Source organism: Butyricimonas paravirosa, from assembly GCF_032878955.1.
GTDB classification, from domain to species: domain Bacteria; phylum Bacteroidota; class Bacteroidia; order Bacteroidales; family Marinifilaceae; genus Butyricimonas; species Butyricimonas paravirosa.
In genome coordinates, this window is the sequence record NZ_CP043839.1 from 362,686 (window position 1) to 383,604 (window position 20,919).

Here is a 20,919-nt window from a genome sequence, read left to right on the forward strand (position 1 = left end):
CTTGTATCTAACTTATCTTACTTTGCAAAAAGAGCCGCCAATGCAATAGAATTCAATTTTGCATCCACGCTGTCACCTCTGGAAGACAACACACTCGGGGCGGTGGCACCTACCAAGATAGCCCCTTGGCGAGCGTTTGCCAACTTCGTGTTTGTTTTATAGAACACGTTACCGGCCTCGATGCTCGGGAATACCAAACAGTCCGCATCTCCAGCAACCGGAGACTTGATTTTCTTAATCTCGGCAGCCTCCTTATCAATAGCCACGTCAAGAGCTAACGGTCCGTCGATGTCAATATTACCTAACTGACCTCTCTCTCCCATTTTGGCAAGAATAGCAGCATCCGTGGTAGACTCCACTTTCGGAAGTACTTGTTCCGTGGCTGAAATCATGGCAACTTTCGGGCGCTGAATACCAAGAGCGTTAGCAATCTGGGTTACATACTTCACGATTGCCATTTTCTGGCTGAAATCCGGAGCCGGAATAATAGCAGCATCACTGAACACCAACAATTTGTGGTAATTCGGACACTCCATCACAACAACGTGAGACAACGTGGCCTTCGGGGGCAACAAACCGCACTCCTTGTTCAAGATGGCGCGCATATATTTATCAGTACTTACCAATCCTTTCATGATGAAGTCAGCTTCCTTATCACGTACCATTTGAACAGCTTTAGCAGCCGCTTTCGTGTCCACCGGTTCATTTACAATCTTGAATCGGGAAATATCAAAACCATGCTCGGCACACACTTTCCTAATCTCATTTTCATCACCACATAAGGTGGCTTCAACAATACCCATTTCAACGGCTTTATTCACAGCCTCGATAGAGTGACTGTCGTTAGCGTAAGCTACAACCAAACGCTTTTTTTGGGTATTTCCCTTCAGTAATTCGTAGATGTCATCAATTTTCTGTATTGCCATGGCAAACTTATTTTTTACTTGATTAGTGATTTATGTTTTAAATTTGGAAACAAAAATAACGCTTTTTGATGAAAACTGAAACAAAAAGGAGCTTTTTGATTTTAGATTCTAATCACTTCGTTTATTCTTAATTTTAAATTACTTTTGTCTTTCGAATAGAAAAACAGAAATCACGTGTCGTTTAAAAAAAATATAATAGCACTTTACTTGATCAAGGTTTCCAAATGGTTTACCCTAGTGATGCCTATCATCGTGCTGTTTTACAAGGAATGTGGCTTGGATCTGGCAGATATATTTATTCTGAAGAGCGTCTATTCCATCGCCATGGTGTCCTTGGAAATACCAACAGGCTACCTAGCCGACGTATGGGGACGAAGGAATTGCTTGATTGCTGGTTGTATATTCTGTTTCTTGGGATTCACCAACTATTCAATTTCTGACACTTTCACGGCATTTTTCCTCTCGGAAATTTTGCTCGGATTCGGACAGAGCCTAGTGTCCGGTGCCGACTCTGCCCTACTTTATGATACGATGCTATATTATAAAAAGGAAGACGCCTATTTAAAATACGAGGGACGGGTTACCATGGTAGGGAATTTCTCGGAAGCATTCGCCGGGATTTTCAGCGGGCTGCTAGCAGTTTATTCCCTCCGATTCCCTTTCTACGTGCAGAGCGGTATCGCTTTTATCGGAATTCCGGCTGCCATTGCCCTGACCGAACACGCAGCCAAAACCAGAATCAAGAATTCGTTTGCCAATATCATGAAAATCATACAATACTCCCTTTTCACGAACAAGGAACTGTGCTATAACATCATGTTTTCCGGCGTGATCGGTGCCGCCACGCTGACCATGGCCTGGTTCGTTCAACCCTTGTTGATAGAACTGGATACCCCCACTTCTTGGTTCGGGATCATCTGGACAATACTGAATCTCACCGTCGGCATTTCTGCTCTCTATTCCGATAAACTGGATCAACGGCTGGGAAGTCTGCGAATGTACGCTTTTATACTATTCTTTATCGTGGGTGGATATATCGCAGTAGCCTTCAACATATCTTACGTTGGTTTGATATGCCTGTTCTTTTTCTACATTGTGAGAGGATTCGCCACTCCTATATTAAAAGGGTATATAAACCAAATTACTTTCTCCGAAATGCGGGCAACCGTACTTTCTATCCGTAACTTCGTTATCCGGCTTATGTTTGCGGCCATGGCCCCGTTAGTGGGCTGGCTGCATGACCTGTATTCCCTCTCTATCGCATTACAAGCAACAGCCGTCATCATTTTTGTTCCCGGACTACTATTCCTAATTTTACAATGGCGCTACTCGAAGAAAGTTTAAAAAAGTTTAGAGTTTAAAATAAAAAGGATGTTCTCGCAAACATCCTTTCAATCTCTTCTTCTTGATCCGTTTTACCGTACCTCTTCGAGAATCTTTGTTATGGACTCAAACACGTCATCTACCGAACCATGACCATTCACAGAAAAATGCTTTTTCTGAATCTTATAGTGATCGGCAACAGGTAACGTCTTTGCCCGGTACTCGCGGAAACGATTTTCAATCACTTCCTCGTTATCATCGGCACGTCCCTCGATTTTAGCACGTTCCAGCATCCGGCGCATTAACTCGTCGTGAGGCACATCGATACTCACCAATGCACTTAACGGGTGTCCCGTCTTAGCCAGCATCTCATCAAGAATTTCAGCTTGTCTCACCGTTCTGGGAAACCCGTCAAACAGGAAACCATCCACGTTCTTGTGATGTTCGATGCTGTTTTCGATTAACGCAACCACAAACTCGTCAGATAATAACTCGCCTTTATTAATAATCCCGGCAGCCATTTTACCAAAATCCGAACCTTCGGCAATCTCTTTACGAATCATCTCCCCTGTTGACAGATGCGCTAGATTGTATTTTTCAACGATCTTTTTCGCCTGAGTACCTTTTCCGGCTCCTGGAGGGCCAAACAATGCAATATTCAGCATGACAATAACTTTATTTTATTCCTTTTGATGTATTAATTGTTTCATTTTTATGAACTCAGCCACAAAGGTATACTTTAATCCAAACTTTAAAATAGAAAAGTCAGAATATTTTCTAATTTTATGTTTGGAATAACATCATTTTTGCATTATTGTGAATTCCAGTATTTTAGAAACTTCATGCTAAAGTTATTCATGTTAATTTGCTTCCCCCATAATTACTCTTTCACCTTTTCAAGCACGTCCAGATCCGTGTAATAGGTACGATGTTGCGATTTCTTACCCGTTGCATTCATTCTGGCCAAAACATACTTAATATTTCCATGGTTATCAACCTCATAGTCTTCTACAAATCCGTATTTACATTCCTCGTCCATGTATCTTCGACCATTCTCGTCCGGGATAGCCCGCCGAAAAGCGGGAGTTGTAATTTTCACCTTCTCATTCACCTCAAATTGCTTGTTCTCGTCAATATACTGCTCTTTCAGTTGCTTTTCCTGCTCCCGATATTTGGCTATAATTTCTTCCAGCTCTCTTATAGAAGCTACATACTCTTCTTTTGTCATGGTTTTATTCATTTATCGAAATAATTTACTTACTCTTTTTACATTATGAATGTAATTATCACCTTGCAGTTACAAATATATAAAATAAATTAAATATACCATCCAATTCGTTCTAAATTCGACAATATTGGATATAAACAAACGAAAGTAGTTATAAGACCTTATCTCTATTCTTGAAAATTACATTGCAATTTCGTACATTCGCAGGCATTTCCGGAATCAATAATATGAACAAGAAAAAGACCACAACACGAAAAAAAGCCACGAAGAAAAAACAAAGTATCTTTGCCCGTGTTTTCAAGACAATACTATTGAGTGCCTTACTAGGCGCCGTTCTCGTTGGGTTATTCGTATGTTGCGTGTACTACGGGATGTGGGGGAAAATTCCGGATTACCGGGACCTAAGGGAAATTCGTAACAACGAGGCATCTTCCCTATATAGTGAAGATGGAGAGTTACTCGGAAAATATTACGTGGAAAACCGTACAAACGTCATGTTCGGCAGTATATCCCGCAATGCCATAAACGCCTTGATCGCCACTGAAGACGTGCGCTTTTACGAACATCACGGGTTCGATAAAGTCAGTATGCTAAGGGTATTGTTCAAGACATTACTATTAGGCGATAAGAGTTCGGGCGGGGGAAGTACGATCAGCCAGCAATTGGCCAAAAATCTCTATCCTCGCCAGTATAGCAGCCGTTTCATGATTCCGGTGATCAAGATCAAAGAGATCATCACGGCACATCGTCTTGAAAAACTATACACGAAAGACGAAATTCTCACCCTATATTTAAACACAGTATCTTTTGGCGAAGGCACGTTCGGTATTGAAAGTGCCGCCCAAAAGTATTTTTCCACGACGGCAACACGTCTCTCCGTTCCGGAGGCTGCCACACTGATCGGACTTTTGAAGGGACCTTCTTACTACAATCCCCGGGTACATCCCGATCGCACGTTACAACGACGTAACACGGTGATTACCCAAATGGTTAAGTACGATTATCTGACCGAAGAAGAAGGAGAAGAATTGAAAAAAGAAAAGTTACGACTCCGTTTCAAACCGTTAAACCACTATTCCGGCCTAGCTCCCTACTTACGTGAACAAATCCGCCAAGATGCAGTCAAGCTCATTGCCGAATTCAACGAAGCAAACAGCACCAATTACGATTTATACAAAGACGGGCTGAAACTCGTCACCACAATCGACGCTGAGATGCAACGTTACGCGGAAAAAGCCATGCAACAACACATGAAGTCGTTGCAACACGCTTTTTACACGCATCTGGGAAAACAAGAACCATGGGACAAAGAGAAGAATCTCCTTGATAATGCCATTCGGGAAAGCGAGGTATATAAAAATCTAAAACGCCAAGGACTTGGCGAGAAAGCCATCCTCGCCGCCATGAATGAGAAAAAGCCCATGACTATTTATAGTGCATACCAGGGAGAAACCGAAATGCAAATGTCTTCCATTGATTCCATTAAACACTATCTAAAGATTCTTCAACCCGGTATGATAGCAGTAGAACCCCAATCCGGAAAAATAAAAGTATGGATCGGGGGACTTGATTTCAAGTATTTCCAATATGACCAAGTGCTGGCCCCCCGCCAGGTCGGTTCCGTGTTCAAGCCGGTCGTTTACAGTGCTGCCATTGAACATGGAGCCCGTGTCGATGCCTATTATAATAATGAACAAAAAAGTTATCCGGAATACGACAACTGGACGCCTCGAAATTCAAACAACCAATACGGTGGTTATTACACGCTAAAAGGGGCCCTAAGTCAATCCATCAACACGATTGCCGTCCAAGTTCTCCTACAAACAGGAATCGACGCCACGATAGAACACGCTCATCGGCTAGGAATACAAAGTGACCTACCCGCAGTTCCCTCCATTGCCCTAGGAGCTGCCAATATTCCTCTTCGGGAAATGATTCTCCCCTACTTGTGCTATGCAAACAATGGCGTATCGACAACACCCTATTATCTGCTTTCTATAAAAGACCGAGACGGACGTATTCTTTACGAGGCTGAACCACCACGCAGAGAACGGGTGATTCCGGCAGAACAGGCTCATACCATGTCCTCCATGCTTTCCGCCGTTATTCAAGAAGGAACAGGGAAAAGACTGATCAACAACTACGGGTTGAACATCCCCCTAGCCGGAAAAACCGGGACAACCCAAAATCAAGCCGATGGCTGGTTTATTGGTTATAATCCTCGTATCGTCGTGGGCGTAAGAGTCGGGGCCAATAATTCTCGTGTACATTTCAACTCTACCGCACTTGGACAAGGTGCCAACATGGCACTTCCAATCTTCGGGTTGTTCATGCAAGAATGTCTGCAAAGTAACACTTACGCCTATTGGTCCGGTCTGTCCTTCCCGGTTCCACCCTCGGATACACAAAAAGAACTAGCAGTCCCCACGTTCAAGGATAATATAAACCTGTTGGAAAGATTGACCAACCAAAAACTGGAAAAAGTAAAGAAACAAGATACAGAAAAAGATACCGATACTCCCAAGAAAAAAGGTTTCTTCCGGAAAATCGGGGACCTATTCAAAAAGAAAGATAAAAAATAATTCACCATGAAAACAATAAACAAGACATCCCTGCTCCTTGCCCTTATCATACTGGCTATCGCTTTCAGTATTATATCAATGATTGCTGCCCCGGCTGAAATACGTTACTCCTGGCACGGGCTGAACCCGTGGAATACCGTCCAAGCTGTTCCACTCATGTTCAAACGATTCCTTAAAATGGACGATTGGATTATCTATTCTCTATCCGTGTTAATCATCGCTTACCTCTGGTGGAGAATCTATGCACTCGTAAATAAATTCAGAAGATCATAAACCCTTTATTCTTTCACCCCGTACACACTCTGGGATATACGTTTCACAGCGACCACGAAGAAACCCGTTAAAACGAGATTAAGTACTAAACTTAAAATGGAGATAATCAACGCAGAACCTCCTAACTGGTACCCCATGGCTATCACGATAATTCCTGCACCTACTTCCCCCCTCGTGAACATACCGATCGAAAGGGCCAAACGCTCTTGAATCTTCCGGTCACGATAGAAGAATAGCGGGAACATCTTCCCAAGATTCGAAAGAATCGTTACCACAATTACATGGAAAATCAGCATCCCCCATCCGGGCATCCCGTCTCCCCCGGTCTCCAAACCGATAAAGATAGGCGTACTCAACCCGACCAAAAACATAAACAGGTACGAGATAAAACTAGAGGCTCTTTCTTCCTCTCTCGAATGATTATGCACGGTTTTCATCACCATTCCCAGCACAAATGCCGGTAACAGTACCTCAATATGAATTGCCCCATCCTGTCCCATAAAAGCTTTCGAGATCAGGTACACGCTCTCGAATGTCGCCACGATACACACGGAATAAAGCAGAATAGCTCTCCAAGATTGTGGCAGGTTCAGCGAACTCAACCGTTTCCATCCGAAAATCAAAAGGATACAAACCACCAGAATAATAACAAACAATTGCCACTTGAAACCGATCATCAGTATTTGCAACGGGATCATCAATAAAATAGTGTCCAAGTCATCAAATATAGCCAGCACCTGCGTTTTCTTGTAGATCCACTCCTTTTTCAGCCCGGCAGCAGCAAGCATCGTAAAAAGAATTCCCGCTGAAGTGGGAGCCGCAAACCGGCTGATCAGCAAATTATTCTCCCACGACAATCCCGTATCCAGAAAAAAGATATAATAACAAGCTATCAAGAGCCAAGGTACGGCAGCCGTCGCCATGGCAATAAAATAATCCGTCGTGTACGAACGCCATTTTGCCTTATCCAGCTCGAATTCCCTCCCTACATTAATCATGATAAAAGCAAGACAAATAAACATCAGCCATTTACTTATCGATGCCAACGTTCCATACACACTTCCTAACGCCGAAGGAAGTATTTGAGAAAAAAATAAGCCACAAAGTAAGAAAATAGAAAATAAAAAAACTTTCTTCATCCCCATCAAAATTAATTTGCCACAAAGATAGGGATTTTCAAGCAATTTTCGATCGCTATTTAAAACGAATCTAGTTAAAAAATGTATATCAAAAGCTTTGATCTACTCGTATTTAATCGCATCAGGTTTATAAACACGGTAATCATAAAATCCACTTTTCCGACGACTCGACACGTTCACCTCTATACTATGAATATCGGGTGGTCCTTTGGGGTAAAAAGCAAAACGAATACTTACATTCTTGAGAATCAAGTTATCATTTCGTAGATTCAGACTAAAACCGATTCCCCAGTACGATTGACTATTCAACAAATTCTTCTCATCCCGGGCCAACACTCCCCAATCCACGAACCCGGTAACCGATGCCCGAAATCCCCTCTTAATGTAAGGCAGGAACAACGTTGCGGACATGGAGGCAGAAAGTCGTTGTGTCCCCCGAGTGGTATCGGAATCAAATCCCCGGATGTTAGCATCCTCGAAATAAATATTATCATCCGGATTCCTCTTGATTCCTAATACGTAATCCACGTTACTATAAAAACGTAACCGGTGCCGGGACAGATCGTACAAACGACTGATATACTGACTACCGACCTTAAACACGCCACTCTCGGCCGTGTAACCATTTAGAAAAGTGCCAAAAGCCGCATACCAAGCATAGTACCTCTCCGTGTATTTATTAAACCAGGAATAATGCCATTCTGTTCCCAAGTACCCGTACTCCGTGAAATCACTCTTCTCATACCCGAAAAGCAACGTCCCCGATAATCCCGAGGGAATATCCTCTGTTCGCCCGAAATCATAGATCAAGTTCGCCTTGAAATACTTGATTTTGGTAAACGTCAAAGCTCCCATGATCCGGTCACGGTCGTAATAGAAATGATTGGAATCACTCGACACTTCCGGACGATCGACAAAACTAGTACCCGTGTAACGTCCCGTCAGGTAAAATATTCGGTTATAACTATACTTCTCCGGCAAATAAAAAGAAGTTCCTCCCCAGAAGTCCCACAACCGGTAATTAAACAATTCCACGGGCTTGTTGATGTCCCGGTCAACCAATGTTTTCGAGGAATATACCCGACTGTACGCGGCTCCTCCGGCCCATTTCGTCTTGTACGTCAAGAATTCTTTATCCAGTTCCACCCGTAAAATATCCTGGTTATAGGAATTCTCGTACATCCCGTAGAAGTCCATGTGAGACCCTAGAAGATTACTGGCCTTATACTCGATCAAGTTTCCCCATTTTTTATCTTTACTCCCCCGAAAACTAGCCTGATAATGTAAACTATGCCCCAGTTTAAACAAGTTTTTTGTTTCCAGTCCCAAGTCAACCGCATTCAAAAAGTTACTCCACACCTCCCCCGTCCATGAAAATTCATCCTTGCAAATAATCATCAGATCAACTTGATTCGTGTCACTCTGTACCTCTTGTATGCCAATCAGCGCATCGTCCACGTTCGACATTGCTTTCAGTAACTGTTCATTCTGTACCAACTCGAAAGGGTCGACTGTCATCCCCGGCCTCACGGTCAACTGTTTTTTTATCACCCGTTCGGCCGATTTCTGGTGAACGGAATTTGCCACGCTTAAAAGCCATTGTAAACTGTCCTGCAAGGGCGTCGTGTCGTTAACACTCGTTCCGAAAGGAGGTAAAACCTTCACATGAATATCACGGATCGTCTTTCCCCGATAGGGCTTGTAACGATCCTCGCTATTTTCCGTTTGAACAATATCAATATTGATTTTTCGGGGATTCACGAAGATCATCTTGTACAACTCTTTCGTCCATTTCCGCCGATAAGCGACCTCCTTGATCCTGGAAAACTCATACTGGAGAGTATCCCGAATTAAACTATCCGGTAAGAAAACCACGTCATTTTGTTTCAGTGTATCAGGTAGCTTTATAAATTCATACTCGTTATTCCCACGCACGTCGAATGATAAAGGTCTTGCATTTGCTTGACTTTCCACGAGTAATACCCATGCCAGCATCCATATCATACAACGAATAATCACATGCTTCTTTTCCAATAAAATTACTCTTCTAACACTAACGTTTTCAATCGGTCAGACATCCAAACCTCACGTTCTCCCTGTTTATTTTGATAAATAAAACAAGCCTCGATATGAGGATTATCTAACACTATTTTTTTAGATTCTTCAGTTCCTAACACCATAAACGCTGTCGCGTAAGCATCAGCCTCCATACAAGTCGGAGCGTACACGGAAGCACCTAGTATATCTTGTTGGACAGGATAACCGGTCCTAGGGTTTATTGTGTGAGAATATTTTTTTCCATCCACCACGTAAAAACGACGATAATTCCCGGAAGTCGCCAGCGCCCCTTCCCGCAAGGCCAACACAAGCTGCAACTCCCTGTTTGCTGCCGTCGCATCGTCAATCGGCTTGTCTACACCGATATGCCAAGGGCGCTGTTTATTACTTTCCCCTTTCACGCGGATTTCACCACCAATCTCTATCATGTAATTTTGTACTCCTTTCCGGTCAAAAAACTCGGCCACGAGATCCACTCCTAACCCTTTGGCAATGGAACTGGCATCCATCTGTACCCCCTCAACCAGTTTCACCAACCGCTCCCCTCCCAACTGCACCTTATCCATTCCCACGTATTGCAATAGAGAATCGATCTTCTCGTCCGAAGGCAACTTCTCGTTTTTAAAACCGAATCCCCAAGCATTCACCAACGGGGCCACTGTCACGTCAAAGGCACCACCCGTCACCTCGTTCACCTCTCTAGCCTTCTCGTACATCACAACGAAAAGCGAATCTACCTGTTCACTCTCACCCCGGTTCCACCGGGCAATCACCGAATTCTTGTTAAACATTGACAAGGACCGATTTACACGCTCCATCTCCTGCCGGATCTCCACCGCATAATCCATTTCACTTTGGTAGGACACGTGATAAACGGTACCGTACACGCTACCCTCCGAGAACCGGTACACATTACGCTGACACCCCATCACCAACACCAACCCGCAAATAATAATCCCCAACTTTTTCATACACGTTTCTAAAAATAATATCCCAAGTTAAAATAAAAGCCCAGTTTCTTTGACCAATCCGAGAGACTGAACATGAAATCAATTGGTCCCACGATACTATCGTAAGAATATCCGACACCCCCGCCCCAAATATCATCACCTCCGAATATATCAAAGAAATTAGCCTCCTGTTTCGCATAATTCCCGGCTAGAGAAATATAATGATTACGACCGATATTATACCTCACCTTGACTTTTGCCACCACAACCGAATTATCGAATATCTCCAGATGCTGAATTCCCAAGAAAGGCAATTGTTGATCGACATACCTCCCGGCAACATCCCCTCCCATGCAATTCAAATAGGGATAGGGAACATCATGCCCCACCAGCACTCGCCCGTAAATAGACGGGATAAACTTCACCCGCCGGGTGATGGACAGCACGGACTCGAAATCCAGCCCGATAGCAGAGAACGGAGCCCCGTCATTATAGGTGATCAAATTATCCGTGTACAAAGAATAATCCACTTTCAACGACATTCCTCGTGTCGGGTAATAACGTTTATCAAAGGTTTCCAGGTGCGCCAGCCCGTAATAACTAAAGAACCCTTCCGGTTTCACCGAAATATTATGATCTTTGTCCGAGAAGAGGAACGACTCGTAATTATAATACTCATAACGAATCCCCAGTTGCAATTTAAAGTTACGGAAATAAATATCAGAACCTCCCAGGTTTACCCGATGAACTCCGTAATCCACGTTATCCGTTTTCTTTCCCTTGGTATAAATATCCAGGTTATTGTACTTGAACATGTACTCCAATTCAAAACGCCGCAGGAAAGTATTGCCTAACGAATAGTTCAACTTCACGTAAGGATTCATGCTTAAACGTCCGGTCAGGGAAAGCCGCGAACCTCTCAAATCCTTGTGAGTAAGCGTGGTATTCAATAAAATAGCCGCCATTTCCTCTGAATCAAACCGGAAACCCAGATTCAAAGAACTCATCGGCTTTTGTTTTAGTATCAATTCCAAATCGTACACCGGGCCACCACTAAGCTTGTAACTCACGCTCGAAAATGCCCCGATCCCGTACAACTCGGCAATTGCCTCGTGCAGATCGCTCAACGTGATCCGGCTATAATCCTTTATCCGTATCTTTTTCCGTAGCCACTTCTCATCCCGTTCATCAATTCCTGACAGATGCACGTGTTCCACCATGATCGTGTCATTCTCAATAATTATATCTTCAGATACTTTTTTCGGTTGAAAACTTTCTGTGAGTCCTAGCTCTTTTTTCAATTGCATCAATTCATCCCATTGACTCCGGGCCACGTCCTCACCCCGCATGATCAGCGTGTCAATAGCGCTTGACGAAAAACTGGCGGCCGAATAAGGTGTAACATCCGGCTTTATATAGATGTTTACCATCTTTTTATTTTCCTCGTACTTCTGGATACCTAAAAAAGAGGTCATCTGGTCAAGAATCCCCATCACGGATTCCAACCCGGATGCATCTTTCAGTTCCGCCTGTACGTCTACCCCGATAATTATATCGGCTCCCATCGCTTTAGCTATATCTACCGGGAAATTATTCGAAATACCCCCGTCCACCAGTACCATACCATTTTTCCGCACGGGAGCGAAAGCACCCGGAATAGCCATACTCGCACGCATGGCCAGCGGTAACACGCCGCGGTCCTGAACAACCTCCTTACCATCCACCAAATTACTCGCCACGCAAGCAAAAGGGATCGGCAATTTCTTAAAATCCAACGAATCATGGTAACCGATTGTCAGATCCGAAAACAGGTTGTAAATATTCTGCCCGCTGATGAATCCCGATGGAATCTTGATCTCCCGGTTATTCTTTATCGGCACGGAAACCAGATACTTTTCCGTTTCCTCCTTTTCCGAGAAAGGGAGATTATAACGATATACTTTATCACTTAACAGAAACATCCAGTTCTGTTTCCTCACCAAACTATCCATCGTGTGCGCATCGTACCCAATTGCGTACAACGCCCCGACGAGAGACCCCATACTCGTCCCTGCAATATAATCAATCGGGATACCTGCTTCCTCCAACACTTTCAACACTCCGATATGTGCCACGCCTTTCGCACCTCCCCCACTCAGCACCAACCCGACCTTTTTCCGTTGGCCTTGAACATCCAATATAATAAATAAAACAAGAAGAAACACCAAAATTCGTTTCATACATTTCAGAATTTAAATTTAAGAGGTTAGATCAAAAAAGATACCATTCTTCTCGCTCTAAACTCCCCAAAAATACAAATTTCTCGGAACATTAGCAACTCAACTTCCCAAGTTCGCACAACATCTGACATTTCTTTTTCCAAATTATTTGGCTAAATTTGCGGTGAGACTAAAAAATGTAGTATGACGAAAATATTAGTGATTGATGATGAGAGAAGTATCCGTAATTCGATGAAGGATATTCTACAATACGAGGGACACGAAGTCGTGCTGGCTGAAAACGGAATGGAAGGACTCGTTTCCGTGAAATCTGAAAAACCCGACATTGTATTCTGCGATATAAAGATGCCGAAAATGGAAGGTATCGAAGTACTGGAACGCATCAAAGAGTTCTCCGCGGACACCCCGGTAATCATGATTTCCGGTCACGGAACCATAGACACCGCCATAGAGGCCATCCGGAAAGGGGCTTATGATTTCATCGAAAAACCGTTGGATTTGAATCGTATACTAATCACGATAAAGAACGCCACGGACAAACATTTATTAATTCACGAGACAAAGACCCTGAAAAACAAGGTCAGCAAGAAATACGACATGATCGGGAATTCCGAGGCCTTAAACCATATACGAGCCATGATCGACAAGGTGGCCGTTTCCGATGCCCGGATACTGGTCACCGGGCCTAACGGTTCCGGGAAAGAACTCGTTGCCCACCAATTGCACGAGCTAAGCCACCGCAAGGACAATGCCTTTGTCGAGGTAAACTGTGCCGCCATCCCCTCGGAACTCATCGAGAGCGAGTTATTCGGGCATGAGAAAGGTTCTTTCACCTCGGCCATCAAGCAAAAGAAAGGGAAATTCGAACTCGCCAACGGGGGAACGCTCTTCCTCGACGAAATCGGTGACATGAGCCTCAACGCCCAAGCCAAAGTGCTGAGAGCTTTGCAGGAACAAAAGATAACCCGTGTCGGTGGGGATGCCGATATTAATGTAGACGTGCGAGTCATTGCCGCCACGAACAAGAATTTGAAAGAAGAAATCAAGAAGGGAAATTTCCGGGAAGACCTCTATCACCGGTTAAGCGTGATTATTATTGACGTACCTCCTTTGTGCCAGCGTCTGGAAGACATTGATGCTTTGGCCAATCACTTCTTGACAGAAGTATGCACGGAAATGGGCATCGCCCCCAAAACGCTTTCTCCCGATGCCATCGCCGCACTGAAGGAGTGCGAATGGACGGGTAATATCCGTGAATTACGTAACGTCGTGGAACGATTAGTCATTCTTTGTGGCAACACCATTACCCGGGAAGACGTGAGGATGTACAGATAATGGAAAGATAAAAGAAAAAAGATAAAAACTAAAAGTTGAAAAACCTGTAACTTGTAACTTGCTAACCTGTAACTCGCCGAAGGCGAATCCCGGCAGGAATATAAAATTTAAAATTAGCTCGTTTTATGGGAAAAGATAATAAACTACATATTATATTATTGGGCCGGAGAAACAGCGGGAAAAGCTCGCTGATAAATGCCCTGACAGGTCAGAATATTGCTATCGTTTCGGATGTGGCCGGAACCACTACCGACCTCGTGAAAAGAAGTTATGAAATCCCGGACTTTGCATCCGTTATCTTTATCGATACGGCAGGTATCGACGACACGGGAACTTTGGGTGAAATGCGGGTGGAAAAAACCCGGAATGCTATATCTCAAGCTGATATGGCCCTACTCGTGATCACGGATAACCGTTTTGAAGAACACGAACAACAACTTGCCGAACAGTTAAAGAAACTGGAAACCCTGTTTCTAGTAATCCACAACAAACGGGACGAAGTCGCCTTAACTCCCGATTTAAAGGAAAAATTAACGGCTACCTACAACTGTCCCGTAATCGACTTCTCCACCCGGGAAGATAACACGACCCCGATCCTAGATACACTGAAAAGTGTATGGAAAAAAGACAACGCCCCGAAATCTTTGATCGGTGATTTACTTACCCCCGGGGACATCGTGTTGCTGATCACCCCGATTGATTCCGAAGCCCCCGCCGGGCGACTCATCCTGCCGCAAGTACAGATGATCCGGGATATTCTCGACAACCGTTGCGTCTCCATCGCCTTGCAACCGGAAGAAGTCACTTCCTTTCTGGAAAAAACGGGTATCCGCCCCCGTCTTGCGATAGCCGATAGTCAAGTATTCAAAAAAGTGGCTGCCATCATCTCCCCGGAGATTCCCCTCACGAGTTTTAGCATCGTTCTTGCCCGCCACAAGGGAAACTTCAAGGCTTATCTCGCCGGGACACCCCGGATCGAAGAACTGAAAGAAGGAGATCGCATATTGATGCTGGAGTCCTGCTCACATCACGTTTCCTGTGAGGACATCGGCCGTCACAAAATTCCCCGTTGGTTACAGGAACACACTGGGAAAAACTTCCAGTTCGATTTCATCGTCGGTCTAGATGCGATCACTCGCCCCATCACCGACTATGCCATGGTTATCCAGTGCGGTGGTTGCATGATCACCGGGAAACAATTGAAAAACAGGCTCCAACCTGCCATCGACGCAGGAATACCTGTTAGTAATTATGGAATGACGATTGCTTACCTACATGGAATATTCGAAAGGGCAACGAAAGAACTTACTGATTTTAAATTTTAGATTTTAAATTTAAAATTGAGCTACCCCCTTTGGCTCCCCTTACACAAGTGAAGAGGAGTTAAAGGAGGTAGTTAAAGAGGTTTCCTCGTGCGACCTAATCTAAAATCTAAATTATTAAATCGTTATCCCGAACCCTACCGCAAAAGGTCGCAACTCCGGTGCCCGGTTCTTGTTAAACATATTGGTCAACGAGTAGTTTCCCCAGATACACACGCCACGGTAACCAACCCGGAGCGTGTAATCAACTTTAAAAGGAACCATCCCATAACTCCCGTTCTCTTTCAATTTACGTTTATTTCCCTTTTCACTCGTGTAAACGACTTTTGTCTTAGAGTGCAGGCGAATTCCCCCGATGAACCCAGTGGAGACATAAAACCTTTTCCAATGTGGAGCTGGGATTTGTTTTTCCAACATCAAAGGTATCGTTAAATAAAGAGCTTTGAAAGTACTCCGTTTCACCTCCTCGATTCCCAAGTCAGACAATGGCACAGCGTGAAGCATCTCGCCTTTCTTGCGGCGGACAGTTATATCACCGTCAAAACACAGGCGGGAGTAGTCAAGACCGAATCCCGTGAATATACCGAAACGCTGCCGGGGGCTCAACCCGAAACTAAACCTGGCAAAGTTGAAGTGCATCGTGAACGAACTCGCCCAATCCAACTCCATGAAATTATCGCCGCCATACTTGGAATAATTGGTTTTCCCGAAGTTCACGAACCCGAAATAGAACCCGTTCCAATGCCCGCGGAACTTGTTAGGACGAGGCACCTTACCGGAAAGAGCATTGAACACCCTAGAATCTAGAGGAGGTTTGACCATGTTGTTTATCCTTTCTTCCTCGCTTTCCCGCACCGTGTTGTCCCAGATAATCATTTCTGTTTCCTTGCCGAGGGTGTCGATGACCTGCCCTTTCTTGCGAATGGTGTCCTTCCGCCAGCCGTCGTTGACAATCACGCTATCCCGTTGCCCCGCGGCAGACAGTCCCCACACCATCAAAATGATAAAAGCTGCTATTATTCTCATAACCTTATTTTTATTTCTTACATGACGTTTAAGTTTCCCGATTAGTTACAAGCTCTCTATATCTTTTTTCTCTTTAGCCCGGAGACGTTCCAGCACGTTCTTTCCCACATCAATCAAGTTATTCACGATGTTATCTGACTTTCCCGACCGGGTAATCAATTGAAACACGGGTTCTCGTTGTTCTTTCACCGATGCCCGGAATTGAAGTCCCTCGTACGGGGAAGTCAGAATCTCGTTCGGTTGCGGAGCCATGATCTCCACGGGAACCTTCAGTTGCTTTTTCAATTCGATAACATCCGGCGGGATCACCCGTTCCACGACCACGACTGTCTCTCCCGCCTCTGCCTCCCGTTTCATAAACTGCTCCCTCTCAATCTCCGGTTCCATTATTGCCTCCGGTTCCGGTACCCCCGGTAACAAGATTGTCTCCGTCTTAACCACGGTCACGGGTAAATCCTCCATGGAAAATTCTTCTTTTTTCGTGGAATAAATAGCCACCACGATCCCCAAGGCCACTACCGCAGCGATAGCCGCATAGCGTTTGACGAAAAGTACCGCCCCGGACTTACGATACACCCCTGCTTTCCCCTCGAATCGACATGTCGGGTCAGGCTTTACTTTAATCTTGGCACACGTTTCAACTTCCCGTTCAAACACATCTTTATTGACATTCCCGTCCACCCACGCCTGTTCTTCATCCGTGATAACACCCTCGGCGGCAGCAATAGCATAATATTCAATTTCCCTTTCCCATACCGTTCGTTTTATCTCTTCTTTTTTACCGAAAACTTCCGCAGGAACTTCCAGCCGCACCTCGTCCATCCCGTCAAGTAACTCCCGCAAGTCGGGGTGAACCAGCAAGAATGCCTCCACCTCTGCCTGTTCTCTCGCCGACAAGTTCCCATCCATGTACTCCATGAAATAAATCTCGTAATTCTCTCTCGTTATCATATCTCCTCCCGCTTAAACAACCACATCCGGCCTGCGGATGTAGGCTTTCATAAATGCTCTCGCCCGAAAGATGTACACTTTCACCTGCGATTCGTTCAACCCCGTGATCCCAGCAATCTCCCCGTAAGAATACGCCTCGTAGTCCCGCAGGAGAATCACCGTTTTCTGCACCGGGGGCAATTTTTCTAAGGCCATATTCAATATTTCTTGTAACCCCGTGTATTCCTCCCGCACCTCCCCGGCCCGGTCTGCCACGGTCTCAATATCCCCAAACTTCGTTTCCCGCCGTAAGACGTCAATCATCCTGTGATACGCCGTGCTGAAAAGAAAAGACTTTGCCTTATCGTAAGCGATATGCCCCACTTCCTCCCAAAGTTTCATGAAACTATCTTGCACAACATCCTCCGCCATCTCTTTCGACTTGCACATTTTAAGGATAAAACGATACACACCATCGGAGAAATGGTCCACGGCCCGGTTATACTCGGTTCTAGTCATTCTGTTTTACCTTGGTCCATAACTCGACACGTTTCACGTCACGCCAACGCACGTAAACAACTTCTCCCCCCGCCCGGAAGGCCAATACCCCGTCATTCGCCGCTGTCACGTCACACATCGTCCCCAACACCAGCTCGGTTCCCCCCGACAACTTGACCCACGTGTATTTATAGTTTTTAGGTTCTATCTCCTGCACATACTTGAAAGGTACACGGTAAGATATATTCCCGTTCTGCCCGTCCAGTAATTCGAAATCCATGGCCTCATCGAGATCATACACCAGCACCCCTTCCAGCGATAGTCCGTCCCGTGTTTCCACCCTCCCGGACAAACGTTCGGGAGCCGCAAAATCATCATAAACAGGAAGATTCAATTGATCGAGAGGAATGGAACGAAACAGTTTGAAGTCATGCCATCCCACGATCACCTGCCCGACAGACGGCAGGTTGATGGCTATTCCCCGGTTCGTGGCGTTCACGTCGTTTTCTCCCCACATGTAAAGTTCCCTACCACTATGAAGGGTTACCAAGGAAGAGTTTCCCAGCGACTTGATACTCGCTATATTCTTGAATGCCACGGAAACCCCGCTGGATTCCGTCCGCCCGTCGAGTAACGCATCTAGTGAATTCTCGTCCAGATCCCATTGGACAAGCCCCTTGTACATCCCGTAAGGTGTCTCCACGATACCCGCAATGGGACGATCTTTCGGCTCGGGGATCGTGTCAGGTGCGGCAGAGAAAACGATTTCGCTGATATGGTCCCATACCACGCTTTCCGTCTTTCCATTCCGCAGTTCCACGGCAATCCAGTTACCGATGGCAAGCGACCGCCCCCGTTCGAGTTCAGTGACATTTCCCCCTTTCACACCCAATTCAATCCGCCTGTCACCGATCACCCGAATCGATCGAATATTCCCGAAACGACAAGAGAATTCATGCTCCGGCGGGGTATCTCTCCGCCCATCACTGAAACGAACGTTATCGCCCATAATATCCCGATACCGCATATACGGGTTCCCTATCTTTCCCGCAGTGAAAATGTCTGTCCAGTAAAGGTTTTTTCCCCACGTGATGTACCCGCAGATTTTACGATTCATCACCGTAGTCACTTCCCCGTAAATCCGTATTGCTCGACTATTCTGCGCAGACCCGTTAGTCACGCAGGCACAACAGATTAAGCACCCAGTTATCCATGTTTTTAACATACCACTATTTTTGTTTATTAATGGGACGAATGAATCAGGCGAAAAGTTACAAAACGAATGAAGATATAGAAAACAATTTAAATTAAAATCCGGCTCAACAAAAGAGATTACCCCATGTTAAGCCGGATTTAAAATAAATTATATTACGAAATAATATTCTTGATTCATTCTGCATCCAACCGTTTGAATCCTTTCCCTAGAATCTGGTTAGCGTCGAATATCGTCACGAAAGCATTCGGATCAATCTTGTAGATGGCCTGTTGCAAGGTTGCCATCTGCCGACGATTGACCATAGTCATGATCATCTCCTTCTCCGAACGGTTATACATCCCCTGTATCGGCACGATGGAGCCACCACGATGCAGGTCATTCAATATATACGCACGAATCTCCTCGATCTTGTCGGAGATAATAAAGAAACTCTTCTCGGCATTGAACCCTTGCAGGATCATATCAATCGTTTTACCCATGAGGAAAATGGAAAGCCATGAATACATCGGCACCTTCCAGTCCTGAAACATGAGGAAACCGAAGATCACGATACATGAATCGACCATCATCTGCAACTGTCCCAACGGGCGGTGAGTCCACTTGTGGAGGATATTCGACAACACGTCGGTTCCTCCGCTTGATGCGCGACTTTTCATGATCATCCCCACACCGACACCCATGACAACACCACCAAAAATACACGCCAATAACACCTCATCACCCAGCTTGAAAGGATCGAGCGCCACCAAAGGATCCGTGGGAATCGGCTCACCCATCAATGTCAACAGAATCGCAGGCAAGCTATCAGAGAAAACAGCGACAAGGATGAAACAAATAAACGTTTTCACCCCAAAACCGGAACCCAGTACCCGTAGGCCCAGCAAACTCAACGGCAGGTTGAAACACAGTGCGGCCATACCGATCGGGAATCCCCACTTGTGCTGAAGAACGATCGTGATACCATAAATTCCCCCCGGGACAATCTTGTAAGGCGCCATAAAACAACTATACCCCAGAGCCAACACAAAAGCTCCCCCGACGAGTAACGCATACGTCCGGAACCACTCACGGGTAAACGGTTTCTCTTTTAAAAGTATATTCACCATTTCATCTGATTTAAATTCGGCCGCGAATATACACCTCCCCCATCTCACGAAACATGACAAAAGTCATATTTTCGGGGGAAAATGTTTTAATTCGTTATTTAACATTTCAGAATTACCCGTGGCATTGATTTTGTTCGTACGAGAATATTAATTATAATTGCACACTTTTTCCAAATTGTGAAATTAAAATGAGAACAACCTTACTGATTACAAAAGAAAAAATTATCAGCGTGGCACAAAAATTGTTCACTGAAACAAGTTTTTATCGAACTACAATGAAGGATATTGCCCGTGCCGCTAAAGTCAGTCGGCGTACGCTATACACTCATTTTAACAGTAAGGAAGATATTTTTAACCACATTGTAGATCAAAAAATAGAATTAATAGAACAAAAACTCGAACAGGCAGTCAGAACGGCCTTGCCAGCCGACAAACGGTTGAAGTTATATATCAAGGAACGATTCAATTTAATCGCAGAACTCATGGGCGGCAGCCAACCTATCAAGGAAACTTTTTTACACAATAACAGTAAGATTGAAATACTACGGGAGAATATAGACAGGCAGGAAATAGAGCTACTCTATTCGATCCTTCGGGATGGGGCCGATGCGGGAATCTTCTCGATCAAACAACCCCGGCGCTTGGCTAATTCTCTGCAATCCGTCTTTAAAAGTTTGGAATTCGGTTTTATACGCCAGTACGAACATCAACCACGACCACAAGTGATTAACGAGTATATTAACATATTATTTCACGGTATAATTAAGAAATAAACTAACACACACTAT

The 20,919-nt window shown here is 44.7% G+C and carries 18 protein-coding genes; 6 read left to right on the forward strand and 12 right to left on the reverse strand.

All coding sequences use genetic code 11. From position 1 onward, the window contains the following. Positions 1–17 precede the first annotated feature (17 nt). Positions 18–926 (reverse strand): bifunctional enoyl-CoA hydratase/phosphate acetyltransferase, encoded by a 909-nt coding sequence (locus tag F1644_RS01450; RefSeq protein ID WP_118302234.1) that lies wholly within the window; start codon positions 924–926, stop codon positions 18–20. A gap of 240 nt (positions 927–1,166) precedes the next feature. Here F1644_RS01450 and F1644_RS01455 point away from each other — a divergent pair, with 240 nt between their 5' ends. Beyond that, positions 1,167–2,270, forward strand: a complete 1,104-nt coding sequence (locus F1644_RS01455; RefSeq protein ID WP_087420646.1) for an MFS transporter — start codon at positions 1,167–1,169, stop codon at positions 2,268–2,270. Between the two features lie 71 nt (positions 2,271–2,341). Here F1644_RS01455 and F1644_RS01460 read toward each other — a convergent pair whose 3' ends face one another. Then, on the reverse strand, positions 2,342–2,914 hold the full coding sequence (locus tag F1644_RS01460; protein ID WP_087420324.1) for an adenylate kinase: 573 nt from the start codon (positions 2,912–2,914) through the stop codon (positions 2,342–2,344). Between the two features lie 215 nt (positions 2,915–3,129). Beyond that, entirely contained in the window at positions 3,130–3,477 is a 348-nt protein-coding gene (locus F1644_RS01465) for a hypothetical protein (protein ID WP_140402560.1), read from the reverse strand. 227 nt (positions 3,478–3,704) lie between these two features. Between F1644_RS01465 and F1644_RS01470 the strand changes: the two genes are divergently transcribed. Together F1644_RS01470 and F1644_RS01475 are read left to right on the forward strand one after the other, a co-directional pair. Beyond that, the gene (locus F1644_RS01470) at positions 3,705–6,059 is read left to right on the forward strand and encodes a transglycosylase domain-containing protein (protein WP_118302233.1); all 2,355 of its coding nucleotides are present in this window, start codon (positions 3,705–3,707) and stop codon (positions 6,057–6,059) included. Between the two features lie 6 nt (positions 6,060–6,065). Next, complete coding sequence (locus tag F1644_RS01475; RefSeq protein ID WP_087420326.1) at positions 6,066–6,332, forward strand: hypothetical protein; 267 nt, start codon at positions 6,066–6,068, stop codon at positions 6,330–6,332. Between the two features lie 5 nt (positions 6,333–6,337). Here the strand turns inward: F1644_RS01475 and F1644_RS01480 are convergent, their stop codons facing one another. The 4 genes from F1644_RS01480 to F1644_RS01495 all read right to left on the reverse strand — a co-directional run bounded on the left by F1644_RS01480 (position 6,338) and on the right by F1644_RS01495 (position 12,698). Then, positions 6,338–7,471: a cation:proton antiporter domain-containing protein gene (locus F1644_RS01480; RefSeq protein ID WP_118302846.1), complete on the reverse strand. Its 1,134-nt coding sequence runs from the start codon at positions 7,469–7,471 to the stop codon at positions 6,338–6,340. Between the two features lie 102 nt (positions 7,472–7,573). Further along, positions 7,574–9,505, reverse strand: coding sequence for a BamA/TamA family outer membrane protein (locus F1644_RS01485; RefSeq protein ID WP_118302232.1), 1,932 nt, complete (start codon positions 9,503–9,505; stop codon positions 7,574–7,576). A 5-nt stretch (positions 9,506–9,510) separates the two neighbouring features. Next, positions 9,511–10,500, reverse strand: a complete 990-nt coding sequence (locus F1644_RS01490; RefSeq protein ID WP_229782382.1) for an FAD:protein FMN transferase — start codon at positions 10,498–10,500, stop codon at positions 9,511–9,513. 8 nt (positions 10,501–10,508) lie between these two features. Continuing rightward, positions 10,509–12,698: a patatin-like phospholipase family protein gene (locus tag F1644_RS01495; protein ID WP_118302231.1), complete on the reverse strand. Its 2,190-nt coding sequence runs from the start codon at positions 12,696–12,698 to the stop codon at positions 10,509–10,511. A gap of 183 nt (positions 12,699–12,881) precedes the next feature. On the opposite strand from F1644_RS01495, the gene F1644_RS01500 reads away from it, so the two are divergent. Both F1644_RS01500 and hydF read left to right on the forward strand, forming a co-directional pair. After that, positions 12,882–14,033 carry a sigma-54-dependent transcriptional regulator gene (locus tag F1644_RS01500; protein WP_087420329.1) on the forward strand — a complete coding sequence of 384 codons (1,152 nt, stop codon included), beginning with the start codon at positions 12,882–12,884 and terminating at the stop codon, positions 14,031–14,033. Between the two features lie 125 nt (positions 14,034–14,158). Further along, on the forward strand, positions 14,159–15,358 hold the full coding sequence (hydF, locus tag F1644_RS01505; RefSeq protein WP_118302230.1) for a [FeFe] hydrogenase H-cluster maturation GTPase HydF: 1,200 nt from the start codon (positions 14,159–14,161) through the stop codon (positions 15,356–15,358). Between the two features lie 114 nt (positions 15,359–15,472). Here the strand turns inward: hydF and F1644_RS01510 are convergent, their stop codons facing one another. The 5 genes from F1644_RS01510 to F1644_RS01530 form a co-directional block, all read right to left on the reverse strand. Continuing rightward, complete coding sequence (locus F1644_RS01510; RefSeq protein WP_087420331.1) at positions 15,473–16,381, reverse strand: porin family protein; 909 nt, start codon at positions 16,379–16,381, stop codon at positions 15,473–15,475. Positions 16,382–16,426: 45 nt separating this feature from the next. After that, a complete protein-coding gene (locus F1644_RS01515; RefSeq protein ID WP_118302229.1) occupies positions 16,427–17,332 on the reverse strand; it encodes an anti-sigma factor family protein in 906 nt (301 codons plus the stop codon). Positions 17,333–17,344: 12 nt separating this feature from the next. Beyond that, positions 17,345–17,830 carry an RNA polymerase sigma factor gene (locus tag F1644_RS01520; protein WP_118302228.1) on the reverse strand — a complete coding sequence of 162 codons (486 nt, stop codon included), beginning with the start codon at positions 17,828–17,830 and terminating at the stop codon, positions 17,345–17,347. Further along, a complete protein-coding gene (locus F1644_RS01525; RefSeq protein WP_118594302.1) occupies positions 17,823–19,034 on the reverse strand; it encodes a hypothetical protein in 1,212 nt (403 codons plus the stop codon). The genes F1644_RS01520 and F1644_RS01525 overlap by 8 nt, the downstream gene beginning before the upstream one ends. A gap of 164 nt (positions 19,035–19,198) precedes the next feature. Then, positions 19,199–20,131 (reverse strand): YitT family protein, encoded by a 933-nt coding sequence (locus tag F1644_RS01530; protein WP_087420335.1) that lies wholly within the window; start codon positions 20,129–20,131, stop codon positions 19,199–19,201. Positions 20,132–20,319: 188 nt separating this feature from the next. On the opposite strand from F1644_RS01530, the gene F1644_RS01535 reads away from it, so the two are divergent. Continuing rightward, positions 20,320–20,904, forward strand: a complete 585-nt coding sequence (locus F1644_RS01535; RefSeq protein WP_118302226.1) for a TetR/AcrR family transcriptional regulator — start codon at positions 20,320–20,322, stop codon at positions 20,902–20,904. Positions 20,905–20,919: the final 15 nt, after the last annotated feature.

Bases quoted from the DNA above. Each gene is read 5' to 3' on its own strand.
- F1644_RS01500 (WP_087420329.1), top strand. From the start codon at position 12,882: ATGACGAAAATATTAGTGATTGATGATGAGAGAAGTATCCGTAATTCG.
- F1644_RS01450 (WP_118302234.1), bottom strand. From the start codon at position 926: ATGGCAATACAGAAAATTGATGACATCTACGAATTACTGAAGGGAAAT.
- F1644_RS01530 (WP_087420335.1), bottom strand. From the start codon at position 20,131: ATGGTGAATATACTTTTAAAAGAGAAACCGTTTACCCGTGAGTGGTTC.
- F1644_RS01465 (WP_140402560.1), bottom strand. From the start codon at position 3,477: ATGACAAAAGAAGAGTATGTAGCTTCTATAAGAGAGCTGGAAGAAATT.
- F1644_RS01490 (WP_229782382.1), bottom strand. From the start codon at position 10,500: ATGAAAAAGTTGGGGATTATTATTTGCGGGTTGGTGTTGGTGATGGGG.
- F1644_RS01455 (WP_087420646.1), top strand. From the start codon at position 1,167: ATGCCTATCATCGTGCTGTTTTACAAGGAATGTGGCTTGGATCTGGCA.
- F1644_RS01480 (WP_118302846.1), bottom strand. From the start codon at position 7,471: ATGAAGAAAGTTTTTTTATTTTCTATTTTCTTACTTTGTGGCTTATTT.
- F1644_RS01495 (WP_118302231.1), bottom strand. From the start codon at position 12,698: ATGAAACGAATTTTGGTGTTTCTTCTTGTTTTATTTATTATATTGGAT.
- F1644_RS01515 (WP_118302229.1), bottom strand. From the start codon at position 17,332: ATGATAACGAGAGAGAATTACGAGATTTATTTCATGGAGTACATGGAT.
- F1644_RS01510 (WP_087420331.1), bottom strand. From the start codon at position 16,381: ATGAGAATAATAGCAGCTTTTATCATTTTGATGGTGTGGGGACTGTCT.
- F1644_RS01520 (WP_118302228.1), bottom strand. From the start codon at position 17,830: ATGACTAGAACCGAGTATAACCGGGCCGTGGACCATTTCTCCGATGGT.
- F1644_RS01535 (WP_118302226.1), top strand. From the start codon at position 20,320: ATGAGAACAACCTTACTGATTACAAAAGAAAAAATTATCAGCGTGGCA.
- F1644_RS01475 (WP_087420326.1), top strand. From the start codon at position 6,066: ATGAAAACAATAAACAAGACATCCCTGCTCCTTGCCCTTATCATACTG.
- F1644_RS01460 (WP_087420324.1), bottom strand. From the start codon at position 2,914: ATGCTGAATATTGCATTGTTTGGCCCTCCAGGAGCCGGAAAAGGTACT.
- F1644_RS01470 (WP_118302233.1), top strand. From the start codon at position 3,705: ATGAACAAGAAAAAGACCACAACACGAAAAAAAGCCACGAAGAAAAAA.
- F1644_RS01525 (WP_118594302.1), bottom strand. From the start codon at position 19,034: ATGTTAAAAACATGGATAACTGGGTGCTTAATCTGTTGTGCCTGCGTG.
- hydF (WP_118302230.1), top strand. From the start codon at position 14,159: ATGGGAAAAGATAATAAACTACATATTATATTATTGGGCCGGAGAAAC.